Genomic DNA, 23181 nt, shown 5'->3' on the forward strand with positions numbered 1-23181 from the left:
GCTGGTTGCTATTCAGGAAGCGCGTGTCAATTGCGATGAGCCGTTCGCTCTATGCCATCAGCGGTTACTTTGTACAGTTGGTGCGGCAGGTCGTGTCCCATGCCGTCAACCAACATTAGCTCGGCGCCCGGGATGGCAGAAGCCGTGTCCTCGCCACACGCCGGGACGAACAGGGGATCGTCCATCCCATGAATGACAAGTGCTGGTACTTTTATGGTCGCCAGCCGCGGACGACGGTCACCGGAGACAGCGATCGCAGCAATTTGTCGTCCGACACTGCCTGGATCGTAGGCTCGCTGGACTTCCTCCAGAATGAGTGCCCGATAAGCGTCTTCTTCAAACGGATAGCCAGCGCCAGCGATGCGTTTGGCAAAAGAGAGGCTGTGCGCCAAAAATCCTGCTTCATCCTCAAATGGGTTCGGCGCCGGTTTAGTCATCATCCCCATGACATCCGGGGAAGCTTGCGGAAGGGTGGGATTACCGGAACTAGACATAATGGAGGTGAGTGATAAAACCCGTTCAGGGTACTCACTGGCTGCAATCTGGGCGATCATTCCGCCCATTGACCTGCCAACGAAATGTGCCCGGTCAATTGAAAGGGCGTCGAGCAGTCCGATAGCGTCGTTGGACATGTCATCGAGAGTGTAAGGGATGTCCGGTCGCTGTCCCGACATGAGAGCAGTCGCTAATGCGTCAAAATCCAGCGTCCGATAATGGCTAAAGTGTGTTGAGCAACCTACGTCGCGATTGTCAAAGCGGATCACCCGAAAGCCCCGCGCTGCCAATAGTTCACAAAACGGAACCGTCCAGCGGATCATCTGGGTTCCAAGCCCGGCGATTAGGATAATAGCCTCGTCATTTTCGTTACCGAAACTATCATAGGCCAACTCAACACCGTTAACTTTTAGAATGTTCATGGTCATGTTCTCCTTCAATTAATTCGGTTTCGGAAGTTCTGCCATAGGCAGAAGGCGTGAATCTTCTATCGCTGCAGTCCGGTGACCGATACCGGCCAGGTAGTCTTGATGACTTGAAAAAGCTAGAAATGACTGCGCGCTACTCTGGCGGATCAGCATGACAAGATCCCATTTCTCGTCTTCGGGTCCGATAAGAAACTCTCCGCCATCGCCAAGAAACACGATTTCACCTCCGCTTTCACGGAGATATGGGAGGGTGTGCTCAATATAGCGGTTGAAAGCTTCGGCACCGCTAATAGGGACCTCCGGTGTTAGTTCAGGATTGGCTGTGTAATCAGCAACATCACGAAAACGCAGCAGGTTCAACATGACGATGCTGCCCTCAATGCCTCGTTGCATGAACCTCATGCCAGCGCGTTGCGTTGGTTCAATGTAACGAATAGATTCTAACTCAGTCATAGTGACTCCTTTCGCAATTCCTTTTTAATTCTTTACGCCCTCATATGCTTTCATTCATAAGTTCTCTTCAGGGAATGCATTGGCGGCTAATCTCTTGACATGGTTTCTGATATCAGGTGCCCAGTCATCGATGAAGTGGTAAAAACGATCCAAATCACCGGCATACAGTGCCCGCAGAGCTTCTTCGTATTGATTGAAGTCCCCGGCCATAGCTGTCATAAAGTTATATGTTGCTTCTTGTGACTCTCGGATTGTGCTCTGTTGTTCTCCAGTACGGCGAGCTTCATCAATGAGTTTTCGTAATGTTACCGACGCCCCTCCAGGTTGACTCTTGAGCCATTCCCAATGCCGAGGCAATAACGTAACCTCACCGGATACAACACCCAGCTTGGGTCGACCGACCCGCCGTGTAGTCTGGTGATTCACTTCTGTACCGGGTGAGTCACCAAACTGTTCTCCTAATCGTTTAAGCACATCATCTGTCTTCCCACGAAAATCAACATCTATTGGCTTCCCCGTAGAATCGTCAAATATAAGCAGCTGTGTGAGTTCTCTGTCACTCAGAGCATCCTTCACTGTAGTAACAACGTGCTGTAACGAACCACTGGCGACGACTCCCACACCCAAAAATGCCGTGCAGTAAAAGCGTGTTAGGGCATTACTCATGCTGACCTCCTTTCTGCTCGTCTCAATTTTACCCGGGTAAAAATAAAAAATCAATATTACCTGGGTAAAATGTACTTTCCCGTTCGTAATGTAGGGAATAAATGCAAAAGATACGGCCTAAGAGGAACCGCGCTGTTGAGGGCGGAACTGGCAAAGTATTTGCTCGGCGAGCGGCCAGACTACGCGTACTTGAAAAGCTTATTCCAGCACTTGAGAGCGGAGCGATGAAATAATCAATGTTACTGTCGAGTGGAAAGGTATTATAAAAGAGCTACAGCTTTCAACTAACGAGGAACGTTAGTTGAACGACAACTGCGGCAGTCTAAGACTTTGATATCAAGTCTTGGTTCGCCGCTGCTTTTATTAATGGATCAGTCTAAAACTTATTTTTTAAAAGCTGACGATGCTTCAATTCAAAAACCGTGTTAAATCAATGACTCAGTCTAATACTTTATTTTCGCCGAACACCAAGACCTATATGGTGCTTGAGCTACAGTCAGATACAAGAGAACGAAGTGCGAAAAGCCGCCAATCAGCTGGTCTGGAAGTGACGGGAGAACTGGCTTACCCTAGTCAGATCTCCCGGTGTTCTTTTTATCGACGGGCAAGAGGATCATGCGTCCAGCCGATGGTCATATTTTTCCCTCAGACGCTTGATGTCTGCTCTGGGAGGAGCGCCAAACATACGGGAATATTCCCGGCTGAATTGGGATGCGCTTTCGTAGCCTACCCGGAATGCAACATCGGCGGCGTCCGCCGACTCGGATAGCAGAAGGCGCCGAGCTTCCTGCAAGCGCAGCTGTTTTTGAAACTGAATAGGGCTCATCGCGGTGACCTCTTTGAAGTGCCGGTGAAACGAAGAAATACTCATGCTGGCTGTTTCGAGCAAGGAACGGAATGTCTTTCGAATTGTCCAGCAGACGGGTTAACCAGGAGTATCGCATCCAGTATTGAACGCTCTATCTTGCCGACAAACAAGGCTCGCTTGGCATTTCCTTTCGAAGCGATTGGAATGTCGGAGTCATTGATAACCTCTTTTAAACCTTGAGCGATGAAGCATAGGGAAGGGTTCTACACTCTGTGGGCCGGCTTGGTCAAATTAGAGTTGCGGAAAAAATATAAAGAGGGAATCGCGGTCTTGTGAACTCCGTCCCGACCGGTATGACGCTCGATCCGTTTGGCGAGTTCATCCCTCTGGTCTCGTATTTCCTCAGACATAAGCTCCTCCTTGTTGGTGTTCTTTTGTCCAATTAAAAAGCATCTGCGCCGGTGGCGTTAACGAGAGTGAGAGGATTAGGCAAGCATTTGAGACGAATGGGATAACGGTCTTATTTTTAATTATCGCATAATAAGGGTATGCCCTGCCTAGGCGGAATGAGGCCTATACCAAACAAAGGAGTTGTGCCAATTATGGATTATGTCAAACTTGGCCGTACCGGTCTGGAAGTCTCCCGATTATGTCTTGGCTGTATGAGTTATGGGGTGCCCGAACGCGGAATGGCTCCCTGGTCGCTGAATGAAGAGGAAAGCCGGCCCTTCATTAAAAGAGCGCTGGAGCTCGGGATTAACTTTTTCGATACGGCGAATGTGTACTCCGATGGAACAAGCGAAGAAATTGTCGGACGCGCCCTAAAGGAATATACCCGCCGGGATGAGGTGGTCATCGCGACGAAGGTATTTTTCCGCATGAGTCCGGGCCCTAACGGTGCGGGGCTTTCCCGCAAGGCGATCCTGACCGAAATCGATAACAGCCTGAAACGGCTGGGTACGGATTACGTCGATTTATACCAGATCCACCGGTGGGATAATACGACACCGATTGAAGAGACGATGGAAGCGCTCCATGACGTCGTGAAAGCAGGCAAGGCCAGATATATCGGAGCGTCTTCCATGTATGCTTGGCAGTTCCTGAAAGCCCAGCATACCGCTGAGCGCAACGGCTGGACCAAATTTGTCTCCATGCAGAATTTCTACAATTTATTGTACCGGGAAGAAGAGAGGGAAATGCTGCCGTTTTGCCGCGAGGAGGGAATCGGCGTCATTCCGTGGAGTCCGCTTGCCAGAGGCCGGTTAACCCGGGATTGGGAGGAGCAGACCGCCCGGTCCGAGATCGACGAGTTCGGAAAGACGCTTTATTCGCAAATGGCCGATGCCGATCGCAAGATTGTGGAGAAAGTAGCTGAGATTGCCGCCAAACGGGGGATTCCGCGCGCGCAGGTTGCGCTTGCGTGGGTTCTGCAAAAGGAACCGGTGACCGCTCCAATCATCGGCGCAACTAAGCCCCATCATCTGGAGGATGCCGTTGCTGCGCTGTCAGTGAAGCTGGATGCTGACGAAATGGTGAGCCTGGAAGAGCCTTATGTGCCTCATCCAGTGATGGGTAATCTTAGCTAGGGCGGGCCATTATTCACATTATTTATATAAAATGAACTTGAAAAAATGACATCAGGGTAAGGAGTAACGAAGGGGAAGTTTGGAACTGTAGGAGCGATAGCGACCGCCTTTGTCTCCGGATTTCATCCGCGAAGAGCGGTTAATTATCAAGAAATCTGGAGACAACAGCGGCCGGAAGTCCAAACGTTCCTCGAAGTTACGAACGATACCCAAATGGGAAAATCTCAAGTTCATTTTATTTAGTTAAGTTCAGTTCAGGGAGACTTGCCGCCTCAAGGTCATTATTGATCTTGGGGCTATTTTTTTAACGGGAAACTAAAAATATTGAACATCTGACAAAGAACTTAGAATTTAAAGCGCTTACAAATCTTTTTATAATCAAGTTAGGACACAAGAAAGGGGCCGCATACCATGTCGAACCTGTTTTACAAGCCGGAGGGGGCTTGGGTGGGAGATCTTATTCCCTTTTACAAAGACGGTACATTCCGGTTGTTCTATCTCCATGATTGGAGGGAGAATAAGAGCATTCACGGAGAAGGAACCTCCTGGTTTGAGCTCCGCACAAGCGATTTCGTGCGCTACGAGGAAAAAGGTGAAATGCTGAAGCATGGAAGCGTCAGCGAGCAAGATTTGAACTGTTATACCGGTTCCATCATCGAAGCCGAAGGCGAATTCCATCTGTTCTACACGGGGCTGAATCCGTACCCGGACTTCACGGAGGACGGCGAGCCGCTCCAATGTGTCATGCACGCCGTGAGCAGAGACATGGAGTCGTGGCGGAAAATTCCCGAGGACACCTTCTATTCGGACGGGATTCAATATGAGAGGCATGACTGGCGCGATCCTTTCGTGTTCTGGAACGAAGAGGCGAAAGAATACTGGATGCTGCTCGCCGCAAGGAACAAGGAAGGCCCGTCCCGGCGCCGGGGGTGCATCGCGTTGTGCGTTTCCAAGGATCTTAAGAAATGGGAAATCCGCAAGCCTTTCTGGGACCCGAAAATGTACATTACCCATGAGTGCCCGGACTTGTTCCGGATCGGGGATTGGTGGTATCTGGTGTATTCCACGTTTTCGGACCGGTTCGTCACCCATTACCGGATGAGCAAATCGCTCAGCGGGCCTTGGACGGCGCCGAGGAATGACGCGTTTGACGCCAGGGCGTTCTATGCCGCGAAAACATGGAGCGACGGAAACCGGCGGTACGCGTTCGGCTGGGACCCCAGCAAGGAGAAGGAGGACGATTACGGGGACTGGCAGTGGGCCGGCAATTTGGTCGTGCACGAGGTCGTTCAGGAACCGGACGGCACGTTAACGGTGCGAATACCAGAGACCGTATCCCGGCATTTTGCAAATAGGCAGGCTGCCGAGTGGGGCTCACGGCTCGGGGAGTGGAAGGTGTCCGAGGGGCGCATCTCTGCGGAGGCTGACGAAACTTTCTCCTGCATCTCGGCCGGCTCCATGCCCGAAACCTGCATGATTTCGGCCCGGCTGTCCTTCTCCGAAGGGACGAGAAGCTGCGGCATTATGCTCCGCGCAAACGAGGATCTGGATGAAGCCTACTATGTTCGCCTTGAACCGATTCATAACCGGCTCGTCTTCGACATGTGGCCCCGGCGGGTGAAGGGCGAAGCGCAGTGGCATATCAACGGCGACCGCCCCCATGCAGTCGAGCTGGAGGTGCCGATTGAATTACAAGCAGGTAAGGCTTACGATATCCGGATCGTGGTGGAGAATTCCGTATGCGTCGTCTACTTGGCCGACCGGGTCGCCATGACGACACGCCTTTATAATCTGAAGACCGGAAGCTGGGGCTGCTTTGTCCAGGAAGGCCGGGCGCAATTCGGGCAGGCATCTCTATCGGTTCCAAGCGAACAGGAGGTTAAATAGATGAAGGCTTACGGCAAATGGCTAATTCTAGCGTTATCGCTTATCGTTTTAACAGCTTTGGTAAGCGCTTGCGGAGGCGGCAGCAATACGGGCAGCGCTGCGGAAAATGGTTCGGGAGCTCCCGCGAACGCGGGACAGAAAGCGGGTAAGAAAACATACAAATGGTTCGTGGCCCGGGGCGTAGACAGCCCTCCGGCTGTCACCGTAAAGGAAATCGCTGATGAATTCTCCAAGACGCATCCGGAATTCGAGCTCGTTCTGGAAGGTACGGGCGATCGCCCGTCCTATTTGCAGAAGTTGCGGACATTGATCGCGAGCAACGAGATGCCCGCCATGTTCGACACCGATCCCGACGCCTATGCTTCCAAGCTGGTGGAGAAAGGCAAGCTGGTCGATATGAAAAAACTGCTCCAAGACCTTGGGAAATACGACGCGTTCCGTCCGGTTGCCCTGCAATATCAGCAGTTCGCGGATGGCAGCATGTACACGCTCCCGATCGAATACGGGATCGAGGTATTCTGGTACAACATCAAGATGTTTAAGGACCTCGGCCTGGAACCGCCGAAGACGTTTGACGAGTTCCTAAAGGTTGCCGAGACGCTCAAGCAGAACGGCATTACCCCGATTGCCGTCGACGGCAAGGACAAATGGCCGGTTCTCCGGTACCTGGCGTTCGAGCCTTTCCGCATGACCGGCAATGATTTTATCGAGAACGTCAAGCAAGGCAAGGCCTCCTTCAAGGACCCGGCGGGCATGGCAGGCATTAAACTCGTTCACGAGCTGGGCACCAAAGGGTACTTCCAGCAGGGATTCTCATCAACGGATTATACGGCGGCTCGCGATTTGTTCCTAGCTGGCAAGACCGGCATCTATTACATGGGCTCGTGGGAAACGATGAATTTCGCCAACGATAAATTAAGCGCGGAGATAAAGGACAATATCGGATTTTTCCGCCTTCCCATGATGGATGGGGCCAAGACGGCGGAGAACGATTATTTCATCAACTCGGGCATCGGCGTCGCGTTCAACCAGGATACCTTCGACGATACAATGAAGGAATTCGTCAAATTCCTCCTGGAGAAATACCCGGAAGCCTATACGAAAAAAGGCCAGTTCTCGCCTTTCAATTATTCGCTGGATCAGGCGCAAGGGATGCCGGAAGTGTTCTACAAAATCCAGGACGAAATCGCGAAATCCGGCAGCGTCTTCGCCGTACCGTGGGATACGCGACTCGACCCGGCCACGAATGAGCTGCTCGGCAACGAGCTGAATGCCCTGGCGCTCGGAGCGCATACCCCGGATGACTTTGCCGACCTGATGGATCAGGCGATTAAAGAAAACGCGCCGAAATATTTCAAATAACCGCGCTAAAGCAGCCGGCCAGCCGACTTTTCGGTTGGCCGGGCATGAAGCGAAAAAATAATAAAGTGGGGAATGAGCAAGGGTATGGATAAAATCCTCCGTAATCGCAAAGCCGTTCTCGTCTTCCTGCTGCCGGCATTGCTGGTGTATGTGTTCACCGTTCTGGCTCCCATCCTTTGGTCGATGTATTTCAGCTTCTTCTCCTGGGATGGGGTTTCCGATATGGTCTATATCGGTTTTGCCAATTATGCCAAAATGTTTGGCGGCGACAAGACGTTCTGGAAAGCGTTCGGCAATAACCTGATCTATGTTTTCATCATTGTGGCCATGCAGGTGTTTCTCGGTTTACTGGTTGCCATTCTGCTGACCAGCATCACCAAAGGCAGGGAATTATTTAAAACGCTGTACTTCGCTCCCGCGATTATCACATCAGTAGCCATAGCGCAGCTGTTCACAAGCTTATATTCGTTTGAGCCGGTCGGCATATTGAATTTTATTTTGCAGCAGCTCGGTTTGGGAGGGTGGAGCAAGCCCTGGCTGTCCGACCTGAAATGGGCGCTAGGCGCCGTATCGGTACCCGAAGGCTGGCGCTATATCGGTCTTTATATGATCATTTTGTATACCGCGCTCCTGTCCATTCCTTCCGATATCGAGGAGGCGGCGAGAATTGACGGGGCTTCTTCCTGGGACCTGTTCTGGTCGATTAAAATGCCGTTGATTAAGCCGGTGCTGACGGTTTCGATCATTATGGCCACTACGGGCGCTCTAAAAGGGTTCGATATCCCGTATCTCATGACGAACGGGGGGCCGGGCCGGGTGACGGAGCTGCTGCCGACTTATATGTACAAAACCGCATTCTCCAGTCTGGACTTCGGCTACGGCAGCGCGATGGCCGTATTTATCGTCATAGAAAGCCTCATAGCCGTCGCCTTTATCAGACGGATGATGGAGAGTAAGGAGACCTGACAATGAACTATTCCCGCTATTCCAAGGCGTTTCTGGCGGTCATTTCCTTCGTTTTGCTTATCATTCAAGTGTATCCGCTTATATGGGTGTTCATCTCCAGTTTTAAGGCGCCCACCGATTTTTCAAGCAGTAATCCGCTCAGCCTGCCCAGCCGGTTCACCTTCGAAAATTATCTCAGCGTGTGGCGCAAAGGGAATTTGGGCACTTATTTTTCCAACAGCCTCATCGTCGCCGTGACGACTATCGCTTTGGTGATTCTGTTCAGCGCCATGGCCGCTTTCGTGATCGAGAAGATGCGGTTTAAATGGGCCCAAAGCGTGCTGTTCCTGTTCCTGTGCGGCATCATGATCCCAATCCAGGTCGTGCTTATTCCGCTGTTCATTCTGTATAACAAAACGGGGATTATCAATACGCTCACATCCCTTATTTTGCCCCAAGTGGGATTTGCTCTGCCGATCTCGATCTATCTATTCGTCAGCTTCTACAAATACATCTCGAACGAGATTATGGAGGCCGCCGTCATGGACGGCTGCGGGATTTATCAGGTGTTCTGGCGGATGATTTTTCCGCTGTCCCGCAATACGATCGTCACGGTTGTCGTCATGAATCTGATTTTCATCTGGAATGAGTTTATTTTTGCCAATACGTTCATTCACGACCTGAGCTCGCGGACCCTTCCGGTTGGTCTGATGGATTACATCGGCCAGTACGGCTTAACGGATTGGGGAGCGACCTATGCGGCAATCAGCATCACGACCATCCCGACCATGCTGGTGTACTTTATTTTCAACAAAAGCGTGATTTCCGGCATGACCGCGGGAGCGACTAAAGGTTGATCTACCATCTACCCCGGGGCAAAGGTATACTGAAGATATAGGCTTCATACTCTTCTTCGGACAGAGGGATATCATGAAAATAACCCGGCCGTTCCTGTCGATCAGCATTCGGAGCAAAATCATCATTTTGTCCATCGGCTGTTCCCTGCTGCCACTTGTCCTAATTGCCTCTTTAACCTTTGTCTATTTGAGCAAGGTGGCCGAGAACAAGGTGTCCGATACCACCTCCAATTTGCTCGGCTCCATCAACTGGAATATCCAGACTTTCGTCAATGACGTTGAGACGATTTCGAAGCTGATGCTGTCTTCCCGTGACGTACAGAACTTCCTTTCTTATGACAAGAACGATTTCAAAAAAATCTATGACCTCCAAAACGCCACCCGCAACCTGATCGTCAATATTTCCAACAACAAATCGTATATCCGTTACGTGTATGTCGGCAGTGAGCAACGGGAGCTGATCATCACGAACCAGTGGGACCGGTTCACATACGATCATATCTATCAGGCGGTTTCCCGGTCAAAATGGTACCGGCAGGTGGGCGACATGGGCGGCCGGGGAGTGTGGCTGAACAGTGATGAGGTCCGTCTCGTCAAGAACAGTCCGGATTTGCTGCTGTACGGCAAACGGTTAAACAACCTGGATACGCTCGAACCGGTCGGCATGCTGATCATTTCCATCGACAGGCGGGTATTCGACGAAATGTTCAAAGACATTACGAATGCGGAGAACGGGCATCTAATGATTCTGGATCAAAATCAAGTCATTTTTTACAATTCCCGGACCGCCGATTTGCAGCAGATTCCGCAAAAGGAACTGAACCTGCTCTACGATCTGCCTGAACGTGGCACCCGCATTGATATGGTGGGCGGAGAACGGTATGTCGTCACCTTCGATACGAATCCGGGGACAGGGTGGAAAGTGGTCAGCATGATCCCCTATTCCAACATCAATTCGGAAGTCGTCCTGATCCGCAATGTTACGCTAACCTTGACGCTGGCGGCTTTTCTGCTTGCTGCCTATGGTTCGTATCTGATCTCCAAACGGATCACCAAGCAGCTGACTCTGCTCTCTTCCGTCGCCCGTAAAGCGGCCAAACGGGAGGAAATCGAAGGCATCCTCTTTGAGGAGAGGGACGAAATCGGAAAGATCGGCAATCAATTCCTGCGGACTTTCCGCACCAACAGCGAACTGTCGGATAAGCTGATCGAAGCCAAGCTGAAGGAAAAGGAAGCGGAGCTGCATGCGCTGCAGAGTCAGATCAACCCTCATTTCCTATACAATACGTTGAATTCCATCTATCTGATGGCGGAACGAATCAGCGCCAAAAATATTTCCAAAATGGTCATGTCCCTTTCCAACTTTTTTAAATTGAGCTTGAACAACGGGGATTATATTACGACTGTCCGCAATGAAATCGACCAGGTGAAAAATTATCTGGAGATTCAAAACGTCCGCTATAACGGAAAATTTGAGGTGGACATCGACATCGAGCCGGGAATCGAGCAGATCCGCATGCTGAAGCTCCTGATCCAGCCGCTCGTGGAGAATGCGATTTTTCATGGCATCGAGCTAAAAGAGGACAAAGGGAACATCGCCATTCGGGGCCGAAGGGAAGGAGAGACGCTGGTATTCGAGGTCGAGGATGACGGAGTCGGGTTTGATGCTGCGGATGCGGGTTTGCGGCCGAGGGGATATGCTTTAAGGAATATACAGGAGAGAATTCAACTGCATTACGGTCAAGACCGCGGGATTCGCATAGACAGCGTTCCGGGAGCCGGAACCAAAGTTACCCTTGAGATCGGCATCATCGATTAACGTCTGGCTATGAAGGAGGGGGACACATCATGTATAAACTGTTTATAGCGGATGATGAACAGCTTGTGGTGGAAACGCTATCAACCATGATCGACTGGAACGCATCCGGGGTGCGGATCGCGGGGACGGCCAACAACGGCAGGCAGGCGCTGGAGCGGATTCTGGAGTCCGATCCGGACGTTGTCCTGACCGATATCCGGATGCCCGGGATGAGCGGGCTGGAGCTGATTCGCTCCTTGAAGGAGAAGGGCTGCCAAGCGGAATGCATCATCGTGAGCGGATACTCCGAGTTTGAATACGCCAAAGAAGCGATTGAGCTGGAGGCGGTGGATTATCTGATTAAGCCGGCCGAGCTTGAGGAAGTGTCCCGGACCGTCGTAAGAGCGATTGAGCGTCTGGAGCGTAAAAGGGACCCGGCGGGGAATCGCCTGGAGCTGCGGATTGCCAAAGCGCTGGATCGGGCGGTGTTTACCGATCTCATCGTCCATGCCAAGCGACCGTCGTTCGATAGGGCGCCGTATGAACGGTATAGCCAGTTTGCGGCCATCGTGATCGGAAGCGCGGCGGCGCTCTGGCTCGAACGGATGAAGAACAATGGCGTTACGGATGCCCTTCTCGGCTTTTTGTCGAGTCGCGGAATCGACGTGGAGCTGCTCTACGAGCAGCAGAAAGTCATCTTGTTATGCATGGCGGCTCTGGAGGAATCCGAGTCATTACCGGAAATTCTGATGGCTGCGGCCGCAGCGTTTTCAGATGATGGCTCCCCGGACTCGGACGATCTTACCTTGTCGTTTGGAATCGGTCCAGTTGTAAGCGGAATCATGGATGCGCATCTCTCTTTTTTGGCGGCGGACCAGGCCTGTCAAATGGGGCTGTTCTTCGGCGTTCCGGTAACGGACGGCAACCGATGGCCGGAGATCGCCCGCACTTCCGAAAGATGGCTCACCGAATGGTCTGACCGGATCGAATCGTTTACCCGTTACGAACAGAAACCGTTTGAAGAGCTGTTCGAACGCTGGACGGAGTGGGGGAGGGGGCGATGGATGGCTCCTGTTTTCCTGAAGAAGATCGGCATCCAGTGGGTGAACCGGCTGCTCGATCTGGTTGAGCGGGACTATGGAATCAAGATCGGGAGCGTGATCAAAGACCGTTCGCGGCTGATCGAAGGGATGCTGGAAGCGCCGGATTGGGCCTCATTGCAGAAACAGTGCCACGATTGCGCGCAGGGTGTGCAGTTTTATTTGAACGTTACGAAGACTTCCTTAAAAGAAAAGGTGGTTCAAGAAATCAAGGCTTATCTGGAATCCCATTACCATGAAAATATTCAGCTCGATCAATTGGCGGAGCGGTTCGACCTTAACGCTTCCTATGTAAGCCACCTGTATTCCAAATCGACCGGACAGACGATTCTTGAATACGTCACGCTGCTGCGCATTCAGCAGGCGAAACGGATGCTGAGGGAAAGCAGCTTCAAAATCTCCAAAATCTCGCAGAACGTCGGATACGATAACCAGCGGTATTTCTGCCAGGTGTTCAAGAAGCATGTGGGCGTAAGCCCCGGCCAGTACAGAGAGGACCATATGATCAGAGTCGAAGAAAGCTGTTCGTCATGAGTGTATATAAACATTTAAGAAGAGCATCAGGGCCGAAAAAAAGGCCTGCGGCCTTCGTTCGCTGATTAAGCGGACGCGGTCTGCAGGCTTTTTCAGGTGGTTGAAGATGGCCAGCCCTGCCGCAATAATGCTCCGGCTCTCAGACGAGTCTGGCTCCTCCGTCTACAGTCAGCGTAATCCCGGACGTATACGTATTTTGCATCAAGAAGAGAATCGCGCCCGCAATGTCGTCCGCCGATGCTATGCGTCGTACCGGAAGGGTGGCTGCGGTTTGTTCAAACCAGGCTTTCTTTTGCTCTGGGGGCATTCCGTCATGCATCGGCGTATCGACATATCCAGGGGAGACGACGTTGACCCGCACCGGAGCAAGTTCGGCGGCCAGCACCCGGCCCAAGTTCTCCAGAGCGCCATGCACGGCGGACGGCACCGCCGCTCCCGGAACTGCTCTATCGCCAAATACTCCGCTCGTCAGTGTAATCGATCCGGTTTCCCGGATAGCGGGTGCGCCGTAACGAATGGCGAGGTAGGGTCCCCAAAAGCGGCTCTCGAACTGTTCTCTGGCGCTTGCCGCATCTATGTCCAGGACCTTACCCAATCCGTGCTTCACTTCCCCTGCCGTAATGACTAAATGATCGAAATTCCCGATTTCCGCAAAAAACGTACGGAGATCGTCCTCGCTCCGCATATCCAGCGCCCTTGTCTGTACTTTCCCCTCCAGGCTTGCGGCCGCGTGTTTCAGCCGTTCCTTGGAGCGGCTGGCAATGATAACCTCCGCTCCAAGCTCCGCTGCCTGTTTCGCCGCCGCCAGACCGATTCCGGAGCTGCCTCCGATTATAACTATGCGTTTTCCTTGCATTTCGATTCATCTCCTCTTTAGGAATTAATTGCATTCAGACGTTCTTTATCCGCCGACGGTTTGGCGCTCCACGCCGAAACGGCCGCCGCCGCAAGCATAATGACGGACAGAGTCCCACATAAAGCCGCGAATCCGAAGGGCATCAGCGCAGCGTCCAGGATGGGCCCCAGACTTGCGCCGACGAAGACGAAAAATCCGTAGAGCGCCAGAGCCATGCCGCGTGCGGCCGAGCCGAGCAGGCCGATCCGGGAAATGATCGACGGAACGGCCGCAGCGATTCCGGCGACAAAGACAACCGTCGCGGCGATGAACAGCGCCATATTGACGCCGGATAACGCCGCTTCCCCGGCCAATCCGGCCGCAGCGGTGAGAAAGCCCGCCACGAGGACGCGAACAGGCCCGAAGCGGCGGATCCAGGAGCCGCAAAACAATGCGCACACCACTCCGGTCATGCTAATGAGTCTGAGCCAAAGAATACGATCGGGAGACAGATGCAGATGCTCCACCGCAAATTCGTTCAAACCGAAGAACATGGCGACAAAGCTCATTAAAATCGTTACCGCCGCCCCGTAGGAGACGAGCAGCGCCGGAATCCGGACCAAAGTGCGGAATGCTTCGAACACGCCGGGGCCATTCGCGGGCCGTTCGGCACTCGGGCGATCTTTCGGCAGCCGCAATGAGATCACGATCAAAATGACGTAGATGAAGCTTAAACTGGCGAACACCGCTTTCATTCCCCAGCTTGCCGCCACTTCGGCGGAGAAGATTTGTCCGGCCACTCCGGCAAGCAAAAATCCGCAGCTCAGGTAGGAAATCACACTGGGACGCTGCGCCGGGGAGATGACTTCGCTGACATAAGCAAGAGCGACCGGAGGAAACGAAGCGGCAAGAAAGCCTTGCGCCGCCCGCAGCAAGAGGAACGGGGTAAAGGTTGAGACTAGTTCCACGGATAAGGTGCATATGACAAGCAGAATGAGTCCCGCGAGAATCAATCGCTTCTTCGGCACTCTGTCGGACAAGGTGCCGAAGAACAAATTCCCCAGAGCGAAAGCCATGCTGAAGATGCTGCTCGCCCAGACAGCCTGAATGGGGCTTACGGAAAATTCTGCGATCACGTAAGGCGTTAGCGGAATCATCACATACAGCAGCGAAACGACAGCAATCCCCGACACGGTTAACAGCGCCGCCGTATAAGCGAGACGAGATTTACTCATTTCAATCATTAGACATTAAACCTCCTTTTCCAACAACAACATTTACGTAAACGTAATGGTTTGGGGATAAAAACACGGATCGGACACCGCTTAGTTTGACAGTTCGTCAATCATAAGCTGTATCCGGGCCATGTTGCTCAGAATCTCTTGCCTGAACTGATCCAGAGCCTCCATCTTTTTGTCGGTTTCCTTCAGTTGCTTCGATAATATTTCGAGAACCTTCTGTTTGCCTTTAATCATGGACGGCTCTTCAAAATACAGATCGATGACGGATTGAATTTCCTCCAGGCTGAGACCGAGCTTTTTCAAAACGTCGATTTTGTTCAGCCGCTGCAGCGATTCATCCGAGTAATAGTGATATCCGTTGCTCTCCTGCTCGACATTCCCCAGCAATCCGAGCTCTTGATAGTGCCGAATGGTCCGGGGCGTCACCCCGGCTCTGCGAGCCAGTTCTCCGATCAACATTTTGGATTCCATTTGTATCCTCCAACCATTACGTTAACGTTATGGTAAGTATAATGAACAGGGGGGCTGATGTCAAACGTTGTTACCGTTACTTTTCACTTGATCACACTAATATTCCTTCACCCCTAGTACTCACTTTAATTTAATCAATCCGCTTTTAACAAGTGTTGACTTTAGAGGTCTTATCTTCATTAAAATTTTTATTAAAACAGGGATTTGTAGAATATTTAGTTCAGCATACTTTTTGCTTTTTTTACTGATTGTGCCTTTTGTAGCTAAATCTCTTCCAGCTTGACGAAATGCATCGAGTATTATAGCTTTTTTAGGAACGGATTTTTCATCCATACTTTTTAGTAAAAAGCTAGACTTTCTTACAAGAACACCAACCATTGGTGCATCCATAAATCTAGAATAAGTTTTAAAATAGGATATTAAACTTTTGGATGCTTCATTCTCAATATTTCCACAACTAGTCAATAAGACAAAAGGTTTTGAGCAAATATCGGCATTTATGTGATGAAAAAATATTCCCTTTTTAGATACAGTAACCTTGCTTATATCCCCTGTAGAGTTAAACCTGTCAATAAAGTTTTTCATTAATCCCGACATATTGAAAACATGAATAGGTGTGGCATATATAATAATATCTGACTTAGACATCTTCTCCAAAATAACTTTCATATCATCTTTAGCTTCATAAATACATTTCAAGTAACTTTTTCCTGTGTGGCATAATTCACAACCCAAACATTGATTAATTTTATATTTATTAAGAACTATTGTTTCAAATTCAGATCCTGCACCAATAACTCCACTTCTAATTTGATTGATTAAAAACTGAGTAAATCCTTTTTCTCCCCTATGACTTGCATTTATTGCTAATACTTTCATAACCGTATCATTCCTTTCACCTAAATTAGATATATAATAAGGCGCCTAACTAAATGATTAAAAAAATATAGACAAAAGAATACCATTAATTTACTATTATAATAAGGCGGCTAACTAATTTTGTCAATATATTTATGTGGAGGATATTATGGGGAATTTTAATTTCGATTTAAAAGACATACCTAAAAAAGAGGATTTGCTAAAGTATTCAAATGAAAATAACCCTTTAAATATAAATGCTATTCAGGCATGTTTATATTTAATTAAAACTACAGATGAAATTTTAAAGATAGTGGATAGTCAATTTCAAAAATATGGGGTATCTGATGGTAAATTTTCTGTACTTATGACTTTGTACAACAAGGAGAATCATCAATTAATACCATCTGAATTAAGCAGCCAATTAAATGTTACAAGAGCAACAATTAGTGGACTTTTAGATGGTCTAGAAAAAGATATGCTTGTAGAAAGATGTAAACATCCTTCTGATGGGAGAATGCTGACAATTAAAATAACTGAAAAGGGTGTAAAACTTATGGATGAGCTTTGTCCAAAGCATTTCGCTTTATTAAGCAGACTACTGGGATCTTTGGAATATGAAAGCTTAACATCTTTTATAGAAAATTTAAAACATATAAGAATTGGAATCAAAGGATAAATAAATTATATGAAAATTCCCCGTCAGGCATTACGCCTAACGGGGTCTTTGCTTATCCGACTAACTTCCTGCTCAACTTCCTCCAGCGGAATTTCGATCGTGAACGTGCATCCGGGATTCTCGTTCAGGGAGGCATGAATTTCGCCGCCGTGCATATGAAGGACCTCGCGGGCGATCGCTAGCCCCAGCCCGCTCCCCGGAACGCCGCTGTTGCGAGCAGGATCGACCCGGTAGAAGGAGTCGAATACATGCTTCAGCGACTCTGAAGGTATGCCGATACCGAAATCGCTCACATGCAGCAGCAGAGAAGAGGCCGTCATCCGGGCTTGAATGGTAATGGCAGAGCCCGGATGGGAGTACTTCACCGCATTATCCAGCACATTGTCGACCGCTCTGCCCAAATAGTGGACGTCGGCGTTGACGGGCGTGTCCATGATCATCGGCAGCTCGCAGTTCAATGTTCGCCCATTAAGTACAAGGGGATCGTTCCATTTAGTAAGCAATCGTTCCAGCAGGGCATATACAGGCATCGTCTCGGGTTTTAACCGGGTCTGCCTGGTCTCAAGCAAGCTTAAATCATGCAGATTCTGCACCAACTGATTGATGGTCCACAGGCGGTCCGAAATCTTACCCAGATAGCGCGGGATATGCGCCGGCTGAACTTTGCCGTCGATGATCGCTTCAATAAATCCTCCGGCAATTGTCGCGGGGGTCTTCAAGTCATGCGAGATATGGGAGAACCATTTTTTCCGCCAGTTCCCGAGCCGCGTCAGCTCGTCGATTCGCTGCCGCAGCTCATGATTCGCCTGCTTTAGCGCAAATGTTCGTTCCTCGACTTTGTGCTCAAGCTCCTCTTGAAGCTTCGTCTGCTGCTCCATCAATTCTCCGATTCGGGCGGACATCAGGTTAAACGACTGCAGCAGCCGATGCACTTCCCGGATGCGCGTGTCCTTAAGCGTAAATCGGAACTGTCCGTTGCCCATATCGTGAAAGGCGCCGTCCAGCCGCTTAAGCGGCCGGGAAATTCTCAGCCACAGCAGAACGGCAAGCGCGGTGCAAAGGAGGAAGGAAATGATGGAGATGAGCGTCAATTGATGGAACAGATGCTTGCTTGTGCTGGCCGTGAGCTCCGAGGAGGAGCGGGTCACACCGGCGAGCAGCCGTTCTTTTGGCAGCACGTAGCCCAAATACCAGCCCGTGGCGGGCACTTTTTTGGCAAACAGCATTTTGGTCTGGCCGTCCAGCACCGCTTGTCCGTACCCATTGCCCTCCGCAAGCGCTATGAATTCCTCGGGATCAAGCTGACCGATCACTGCGGCGCCCTGACGCTGAACGGCCATCATCTGATGATCCGCGCCAAGCAGGAAGGCGAAAGCATCGCTGCTCTTAAAATGGGCGCCCAGGACATGAGCCACAAAATCATCAACCGTAACATCGGCGGCCACGACGCCGCGAAGCGTACCGCTGCTGTCATAGATCGGTGCCGTCGCCGTGAAGACGCGTCCGTTCGGAGTGATGTCCCAATACGGCTTCGTCCAGACTACTCTATCCTCGGAGCTTGAAATTTGCAGGGCATCCCGGTAGAAGGCATAGCTGGTAATCGGACCCTCTCCGTTAAAAAGACGGCCATATCCCGATTGAGAGCCGTAAGAGAGCGTACCGCCCAGCGGATGCATATAGTACATGGCAATAATATTGGGATTACGGTCCAGTTCTCCCGCGAAAAAAGGGTTCAGATAGGTGCTGAGCGCCAAATCCCGCAGCATGGACCTCGGGAAAGCGCTTGAAGGTTCCTTGGTCAGCTTGATGGCCCATCTGCCGTGGTCCTCGACATAGGCCCCGTTTCCGAGAGAGGTAAGGGCAAGCGGACGGCCGGGATATAACGCGCCGCCGTTAAGGATGGCCTCGGCCTGGCTTCGGGCGGTTGTTACGGCATGCTCAACCTTACGCATTTCAGCGTCGATGGCATAAATCTGCTCCTGCAAGTAGGACTGGTAGATGGTTACGTAATCCCGTTCAACAAGACCCGTCTGCATCTTGGCATAGGTATCAAAATGACTTCGCGTCGACTCGTTTGTCAGCCAGCCAATCAGCAGAAGCGGCACGACGGCGCTAAGCAGCATCACGCACAGCAGCTGCGCCGCCAGCGATTTTGGCGCGAATCGGTCCTGAAGGTGCCTGCAGAAGTCAAATAATCGCCGCATGCTCGCAAAATTTATAGCCGACGCCGCGAATCGTTACGATTCGTTCGGGTCTGGCCGGATCGTCCTCGATTTTGCGCCGCAGGTTGCCAATATGCACCTGAAGCGTCTTGCTGCCAAGGCCCTTGCCGTATCCCCACAGCTTGTCCAGCAGCTGCTCCGCCGTCAGCACCTGTCCGGAATGATTCATGAAAAAGGTGAGCAGCTGGTATTCTTTCGCGGATAATTCCAGACGCTGGCTGTGCAAATAAGCTTCATGCGCGGAGAGGTTCACCTGCAGCGACTCGGAGGCGAGTATGCTGGCCTTTCTCGGCTCCTCCATCCGCCGCATAGCCATCCGGGTGCGTCTCAAATGGGCTTTGATCCGGGCGATAAGCTCGAGCGGGCTGAACGGTTTGCTCATATAATCGTCCCCGCCGACGCTGAGTCCGATGATTTTATCCATTTCCGTAAATTTGCAGGTAAGAAATACGATAGGGGCATCAGTGACCGCGCGAAGCTGCCGGCAGAGCTCGTAGCCTTCAATATCCGGCAGAAACACGTCAAGAATAATGATCTCCGGCGAATACGCATCCACCATCCGAAGCGCCTCGGCCCCGTTCATCGCCTGCTGGAATTGAAAACCGTCCGATACCGCGTACATTTCAATGATCTCTCCAATATCCGCTTCGTCATCGACGAGCATGATCATCTCTCCCGGCATTGTAAGATCCCTCCCCATGATCTGGTCAAACAAGACTGAAACCATGTCAAGTTAGTTAACAATTAATGCTGTGAAGTATCGAGCATAGTTCCACTTTACCTGAATTTAATAAAAATTTGAATCATTTTTACCTGGAACACCTTAGAATCTTTACTTTGGATGAGTACCATTCGAATAGTAGGACGAACAGCCAAGCTCTATACGTTAACATACCTTACATTGATCGGGGCTGGTTGAGCGGACTTATCTAGAAGGATGGGGAGGATGTTTGATGAAAAAGAAAATGCTTCTGGCCGGAACTGCGGCGGCCGCGCTGTTTTTGACAAGCGTAATTCCGGGGTCACCGTGGAAATCCGAGGCGGCGGCGATCGTTGCTCCGAAAGTGGCGTATGATCCGCTGAATCCGCTGACGGAGCAGGAGATCAGGTCGGTGTCTTATATTATCAAGCACAGCTCGAAGTACAAGAAGGACATGCGCTTTACCGAGATTACGTTGAAGGAGCCGGACAAGAAGAAAGTATGGAACTGGGTACTGCTAAATGACGCGGCCAAAAAAATGAAGGCGAACAAGCTTCCGCGCCAGGCGGCGTTCGTTATCTCCGAGCAGCGTAAAGTGTACGAAGGGGTTGTGGATCTCGATTCGAAGCGAATCGTGGAGTGGAAAGAGAACACTTCCGGCGGATATGCAATGGTGAGCTTCGCCGAAGATCCGTCCGCAGTGGTGTACAAAAATCCCGAGTTCCTGGCGGCGTTGAAAAAGCGCGGGCTGGCGGGCAAAGTAAACAAGGTGAAGCTGGTCGGTCTTACCGTGGGCTATTACGGACCGGACAACGCCGATCCCAACCGCCGTCTGTACAAATACACGGCTTATCTGGACACGGGGGACGGCAACTTTTTTACTCATCCGATCGAGAACCTGGTTGTAACCGTTGATATTGACGAGAAAAAAGTGCTTAAAGTCGAGGATGAGGGCGTCATCCCGGTGCCGATGAACGACCATGGATACCGGAAAGGCGACAAAGACAGCACACGCGAGCCGGCTAAGCCGATCGTCATTACGCAGCCCAAAGGCGTCAATTATACGATAAAAGGGCAGGAGATCAGTTGGCAGGGCTGGAAATTCCACGTTATGCTGGACGCGCGTCGCGGTCCTGTCATTTCGGCAGCGACCTTCAACGATCATGGCAAGCCGCGCAAAGTCATGTACAGCGGCGGACTTGGCGGGATGACGGTTCCTTATGGTGACCCCGGCCTGAACTGGTACTGGAAGACGTACATGGATTCCGGCGAATACGGCGTCGGCAAGCTTGGGCGTCCGATGGTGCTAGGCGCAGACGTGCCGAACAATACCACCTTCATTGACGCCACGCTTAACGACGATAACGGCAATCCTTACACGTCCCCGAAGGTTATCGGGATTTTCGAGCGCTACGCCGATTCCGACTGGACACATAACGAGGCCGGAGTGACCGATAGCCGGGCCCGTCTTGAGCTTGTCGTCCGGTTCATCTCCACGGTCGGCAACTATGACTATACGTTTGACTATGTGTTCCAGCAGAACGCGAATATCAAGATCAACGTCGGCGCATCCGGCATTGAGGCGGTGAAAGGCGCGGCAGCAACGAGCGTAAAGAGTACGGACGAGCACTATATTGATCCGAACAATGCGGAAATCCGCAACGGTACACTTGTCGATAAGCATACGGTGGCCGTGTATCACCAGCATATTTATAATTTCCGCCTCGACATGGATGTGGACGGCGAGAAGAACACCGTGCTGGTGCTTGATCCGAAAGCGGCTCCGATAACGGATAATCCGAGCAAGAAGACGGAGATGGTGCTGGAGCAGAAGACCTATCATACGGAGCTCGAAGCCGCGCAGAAATTCGATCCGGACAAAGTTGTCCTTGTTACCAATCCGGAGAAAAAGAACAAATTGGGGTACTTGACCGGCTACCAAATTATCGCGAATGCGGGCGGCACTCATCCTTTCGCGGAAGATCCGCTGTTCGGGGATGACGACTATCTGATCAAGCGTGCGGGCTATTTGAAGAAACATATCTGGGTAACTCCTTATTCACCGGACGAAATTTACCCCGAGGGCAAGTACATCAACCAGAACCCGAACGATACGGGGCTTGCGAAATGGGCATCTCAGGACCGGGATATCTATGAAAAAGATGACGTGGTCTGGATTACGACGGGAACAACGCACATTCCGCGTTCGGAGGAGTGGCCGATGATGTCCACCGAATGGGCATCGGCGATGCTGAAGCCGTTCAATTTTATTGACCGGACGCCGACTCTGGATCTGCCGGCGCCGGCGGAAAGCGAAACGAAGAAATAATGAAGCTGAAGTGCAACCGCTTGTCCGTGTTCATCCTTGTCATTACGGTCATGCTATCCGGATGCGGCGCTGCTGCCAAAGAGGAGCTGCAGGACCCGTATTTGGACCCAATGTCCTTGTCCATGGGGCATGCTCATGGCGGCGCCGCAGCCGAAACATCTGCCGAGAAAGCCATCGAGGCGGTTTGGTCGTGGCCGGAAGGCAAGCCTGAAGCGGGCAGACCGGCCAAGCTAAAGCTGCAGCTTGCGGACGGAGCGGGGAAGCCGCTGACCAAGCTGGACATTGTCCATGAACAGCGGCTGCATCTCGTTGCCGTAAGCGGTGATCTGCGGCATTTCCAGCATATTCACCCCAATTACAACGGCGACGGAAGCTTTGAAATTGCCGTTACTTTTCCAAGTGGCGGTCCGTACACGCTGTTCGCTGATTTTACGCCAACCGGGTATCATGCGCTGACTCGCAGCACAATCGTGGAAGTTTCCGGCGAGAAGCCTGCACCGCAGCCGCTCAAGCCTGACGCACAACTGAGCGGCCAGTTTGAAGGCATGGGGGTTTCCCTTCATTACGACCATCTGATAGCCAAGATAAACACCATGATGACCTTCACCTTCAAAGATTCAAGGACAGGTCGGCCCGTTCGCGATTTGGAGCTATACCTGGGGGCGGTCGGACATGTGATGATCGTCGACAGCACGGCGAGAACGTTTCTCCATGTCCATCCGTTGAACTGGGGCTCTTCCGGCCCGCAAGCCGCCTTTTCCGTTACATTTTCGGAGAGCGGTATCTACAAAATGTGGGGGCAATTCAAACGGGATGGCCGTATTGTCACCGTTCCTTTTACGATTGAGGTTCCTTAATCGTCTGGATATGACTCCTGCCAGAGAATTTCATTTCCCTGGCAGGAGTCTATTTTTTATGGTACCTTCT

19 protein-coding genes and 1 pseudogene are annotated in these 23181 nt (G+C 51.2%); 10 read left to right on the forward strand and 10 right to left on the reverse strand.

Annotated features, from left to right (window positions below):
- Nucleotides 1–26: 26 nt before the first annotated feature.
- From VK70_RS24555 to VK70_RS29390, 4 genes and pseudogenes are all read right to left on the reverse strand, one after another.
- On the reverse strand, nucleotides 27–917 hold the full coding sequence (locus tag VK70_RS24555; RefSeq protein ID WP_025694688.1) for an alpha/beta fold hydrolase: 891 nt from the start codon (nucleotides 915–917) through the stop codon (nucleotides 27–29).
- Between the two features lie 18 nt (nucleotides 918–935).
- A complete protein-coding gene (locus tag VK70_RS24560; RefSeq protein ID WP_025694689.1) occupies nucleotides 936–1376 on the reverse strand; it encodes a hypothetical protein in 441 nt (146 codons plus the stop codon).
- A 54-nt stretch (nucleotides 1377–1430) separates the two neighbouring features.
- Entirely contained in the window at nucleotides 1431–2042 is a 612-nt protein-coding gene (locus VK70_RS24565) for a DUF2239 family protein (protein WP_025694690.1), read from the reverse strand.
- Nucleotides 2043–2655: 613 nt separating this feature from the next.
- Nucleotides 2656–3260, reverse strand: a pseudogene (locus VK70_RS29390) (helix-turn-helix domain-containing protein).
- A 192-nt stretch (nucleotides 3261–3452) separates the two neighbouring features.
- On the opposite strand from VK70_RS29390, the gene VK70_RS24575 reads away from it, so the two are divergent.
- The 7 genes from VK70_RS24575 (at nucleotide 3453) to VK70_RS26825 (ending at nucleotide 12919) form a co-directional block, all read left to right on the forward strand.
- A complete protein-coding gene (locus VK70_RS24575) occupies nucleotides 3453–4436 on the forward strand; it encodes an aldo/keto reductase (protein ID WP_025694692.1) in 984 nt (327 codons plus the stop codon).
- 411 nt (nucleotides 4437–4847) lie between these two features.
- A complete protein-coding gene (locus VK70_RS24580) occupies nucleotides 4848–6323 on the forward strand; it encodes a family 43 glycosylhydrolase (RefSeq protein ID WP_025699443.1) in 1476 nt (491 codons plus the stop codon).
- On the forward strand, nucleotides 6324–7685 hold the full coding sequence (locus tag VK70_RS24585; RefSeq protein ID WP_025699441.1) for an ABC transporter substrate-binding protein: 1362 nt from the start codon (nucleotides 6324–6326) through the stop codon (nucleotides 7683–7685).
- A gap of 84 nt (nucleotides 7686–7769) precedes the next feature.
- Nucleotides 7770–8651, forward strand: a complete 882-nt coding sequence (locus VK70_RS24590; RefSeq protein WP_201778738.1) for a carbohydrate ABC transporter permease — start codon at nucleotides 7770–7772, stop codon at nucleotides 8649–8651.
- Nucleotides 8652–8653: 2 nt separating this feature from the next.
- Complete coding sequence (locus VK70_RS24595; RefSeq protein WP_025699437.1) at nucleotides 8654–9487, forward strand: carbohydrate ABC transporter permease; 834 nt, start codon at nucleotides 8654–8656, stop codon at nucleotides 9485–9487.
- 73 nt (nucleotides 9488–9560) lie between these two features.
- Entirely contained in the window at nucleotides 9561–11306 is a 1746-nt protein-coding gene (locus VK70_RS24600; protein WP_025699435.1) for a sensor histidine kinase, read from the forward strand.
- Between the two features lie 29 nt (nucleotides 11307–11335).
- A complete protein-coding gene (locus VK70_RS26825; protein ID WP_025699434.1) occupies nucleotides 11336–12919 on the forward strand; it encodes a response regulator in 1584 nt (527 codons plus the stop codon).
- Nucleotides 12920–13058: 139 nt separating this feature from the next.
- Here VK70_RS26825 and VK70_RS24610 read toward each other — a convergent pair whose 3' ends face one another.
- The 4 genes from VK70_RS24610 to VK70_RS26830 form a co-directional block, all read right to left on the reverse strand.
- Nucleotides 13059–13775 carry an SDR family oxidoreductase gene (locus VK70_RS24610; RefSeq protein ID WP_036642619.1) on the reverse strand — a complete coding sequence of 239 codons (717 nt, stop codon included), beginning with the start codon at nucleotides 13773–13775 and terminating at the stop codon, nucleotides 13059–13061.
- A 17-nt stretch (nucleotides 13776–13792) separates the two neighbouring features.
- Nucleotides 13793–14998: an MFS transporter gene (locus tag VK70_RS24615; protein WP_046723892.1), complete on the reverse strand. Its 1206-nt coding sequence runs from the start codon at nucleotides 14996–14998 to the stop codon at nucleotides 13793–13795.
- A gap of 81 nt (nucleotides 14999–15079) precedes the next feature.
- Nucleotides 15080–15466, reverse strand: a complete 387-nt coding sequence (locus VK70_RS24620; protein ID WP_025693660.1) for a helix-turn-helix domain-containing protein — start codon at nucleotides 15464–15466, stop codon at nucleotides 15080–15082.
- 120 nt (nucleotides 15467–15586) lie between these two features.
- Nucleotides 15587–16345 (reverse strand): flavodoxin family protein, encoded by a 759-nt coding sequence (locus VK70_RS26830; RefSeq protein ID WP_025693659.1) that lies wholly within the window; start codon nucleotides 16343–16345, stop codon nucleotides 15587–15589.
- Between the two features lie 148 nt (nucleotides 16346–16493).
- On the opposite strand from VK70_RS26830, the gene VK70_RS24630 reads away from it, so the two are divergent.
- A complete protein-coding gene (locus VK70_RS24630) occupies nucleotides 16494–17003 on the forward strand; it encodes a MarR family winged helix-turn-helix transcriptional regulator (protein ID WP_025693658.1) in 510 nt (169 codons plus the stop codon).
- 23 nt (nucleotides 17004–17026) lie between these two features.
- Here VK70_RS24630 and VK70_RS24635 read toward each other — a convergent pair whose 3' ends face one another.
- A complete protein-coding gene (locus VK70_RS24635; RefSeq protein WP_046723894.1) occupies nucleotides 17027–19207 on the reverse strand; it encodes a sensor histidine kinase in 2181 nt (726 codons plus the stop codon).
- Nucleotides 19191–19907, reverse strand: a complete 717-nt coding sequence (locus tag VK70_RS24640) for a response regulator transcription factor (protein WP_025693655.1) — start codon at nucleotides 19905–19907, stop codon at nucleotides 19191–19193. Before VK70_RS24640 ends, VK70_RS24635 begins: the two co-directional genes overlap by 17 nt.
- A gap of 271 nt (nucleotides 19908–20178) precedes the next feature.
- On the opposite strand from VK70_RS24640, the gene VK70_RS24645 reads away from it, so the two are divergent.
- Together VK70_RS24645 and VK70_RS24650 are read left to right on the forward strand one after the other, a co-directional pair.
- Nucleotides 20179–22254, forward strand: coding sequence for a copper amine oxidase (locus VK70_RS24645; RefSeq protein WP_025693654.1), 2076 nt, complete (start codon nucleotides 20179–20181; stop codon nucleotides 22252–22254).
- A complete protein-coding gene (locus VK70_RS24650) occupies nucleotides 22254–23111 on the forward strand; it encodes a DUF8832 domain-containing protein (RefSeq protein ID WP_036637876.1) in 858 nt (285 codons plus the stop codon). The genes VK70_RS24645 and VK70_RS24650 overlap by 1 nt, the downstream gene beginning before the upstream one ends.
- The last annotated feature ends 70 nt before the right edge of the window (nucleotides 23112–23181 follow it).

The sequence above is a fragment of the Paenibacillus durus ATCC 35681 genome (assembly GCF_000993825.1).
GTDB lineage: Bacteria > Bacillota > Bacilli > Paenibacillales > Paenibacillaceae > Paenibacillus_AQ > Paenibacillus_AQ durus_B.

Coding starts and splice junctions, on each gene's coding strand:
- VK70_RS24555 (WP_025694688.1), bottom strand. CDS start 917: ATGAACATTCTAAAAGTTAACGGTGTTGAGTTGGCCTATGATAGTTTC.
- VK70_RS24650 (WP_036637876.1), top strand. CDS start 22,254: ATGAAGCTGAAGTGCAACCGCTTGTCCGTGTTCATCCTTGTCATTACG.
- VK70_RS24590 (WP_201778738.1), top strand. CDS start 7,770: ATGGATAAAATCCTCCGTAATCGCAAAGCCGTTCTCGTCTTCCTGCTG.
- VK70_RS24600 (WP_025699435.1), top strand. CDS start 9,561: ATGAAAATAACCCGGCCGTTCCTGTCGATCAGCATTCGGAGCAAAATC.
- VK70_RS24635 (WP_046723894.1), bottom strand. CDS start 19,207: ATGCGGCGATTATTTGACTTCTGCAGGCACCTTCAGGACCGATTCGCG.
- VK70_RS24580 (WP_025699443.1), top strand. CDS start 4,848: ATGTCGAACCTGTTTTACAAGCCGGAGGGGGCTTGGGTGGGAGATCTT.
- VK70_RS24595 (WP_025699437.1), top strand. CDS start 8,654: ATGAACTATTCCCGCTATTCCAAGGCGTTTCTGGCGGTCATTTCCTTC.
- VK70_RS26825 (WP_025699434.1), top strand. CDS start 11,336: ATGTATAAACTGTTTATAGCGGATGATGAACAGCTTGTGGTGGAAACG.
- VK70_RS24640 (WP_025693655.1), bottom strand. CDS start 19,907: ATGCCGGGAGAGATGATCATGCTCGTCGATGACGAAGCGGATATTGGA.
- VK70_RS24630 (WP_025693658.1), top strand. CDS start 16,494: ATGGGGAATTTTAATTTCGATTTAAAAGACATACCTAAAAAAGAGGAT.
- VK70_RS24585 (WP_025699441.1), top strand. CDS start 6,324: ATGAAGGCTTACGGCAAATGGCTAATTCTAGCGTTATCGCTTATCGTT.
- VK70_RS26830 (WP_025693659.1), bottom strand. CDS start 16,345: ATGAAAGTATTAGCAATAAATGCAAGTCATAGGGGAGAAAAAGGATTT.
- VK70_RS24645 (WP_025693654.1), top strand. CDS start 20,179: ATGAAAAAGAAAATGCTTCTGGCCGGAACTGCGGCGGCCGCGCTGTTT.
- VK70_RS24565 (WP_025694690.1), bottom strand. CDS start 2,042: ATGAGTAATGCCCTAACACGCTTTTACTGCACGGCATTTTTGGGTGTG.
- VK70_RS24615 (WP_046723892.1), bottom strand. CDS start 14,998: ATGATTGAAATGAGTAAATCTCGTCTCGCTTATACGGCGGCGCTGTTA.
- VK70_RS24560 (WP_025694689.1), bottom strand. CDS start 1,376: ATGACTGAGTTAGAATCTATTCGTTACATTGAACCAACGCAACGCGCT.
- VK70_RS24575 (WP_025694692.1), top strand. CDS start 3,453: ATGGATTATGTCAAACTTGGCCGTACCGGTCTGGAAGTCTCCCGATTA.
- VK70_RS24610 (WP_036642619.1), bottom strand. CDS start 13,775: ATGCAAGGAAAACGCATAGTTATAATCGGAGGCAGCTCCGGAATCGGT.
- VK70_RS24620 (WP_025693660.1), bottom strand. CDS start 15,466: ATGGAATCCAAAATGTTGATCGGAGAACTGGCTCGCAGAGCCGGGGTG.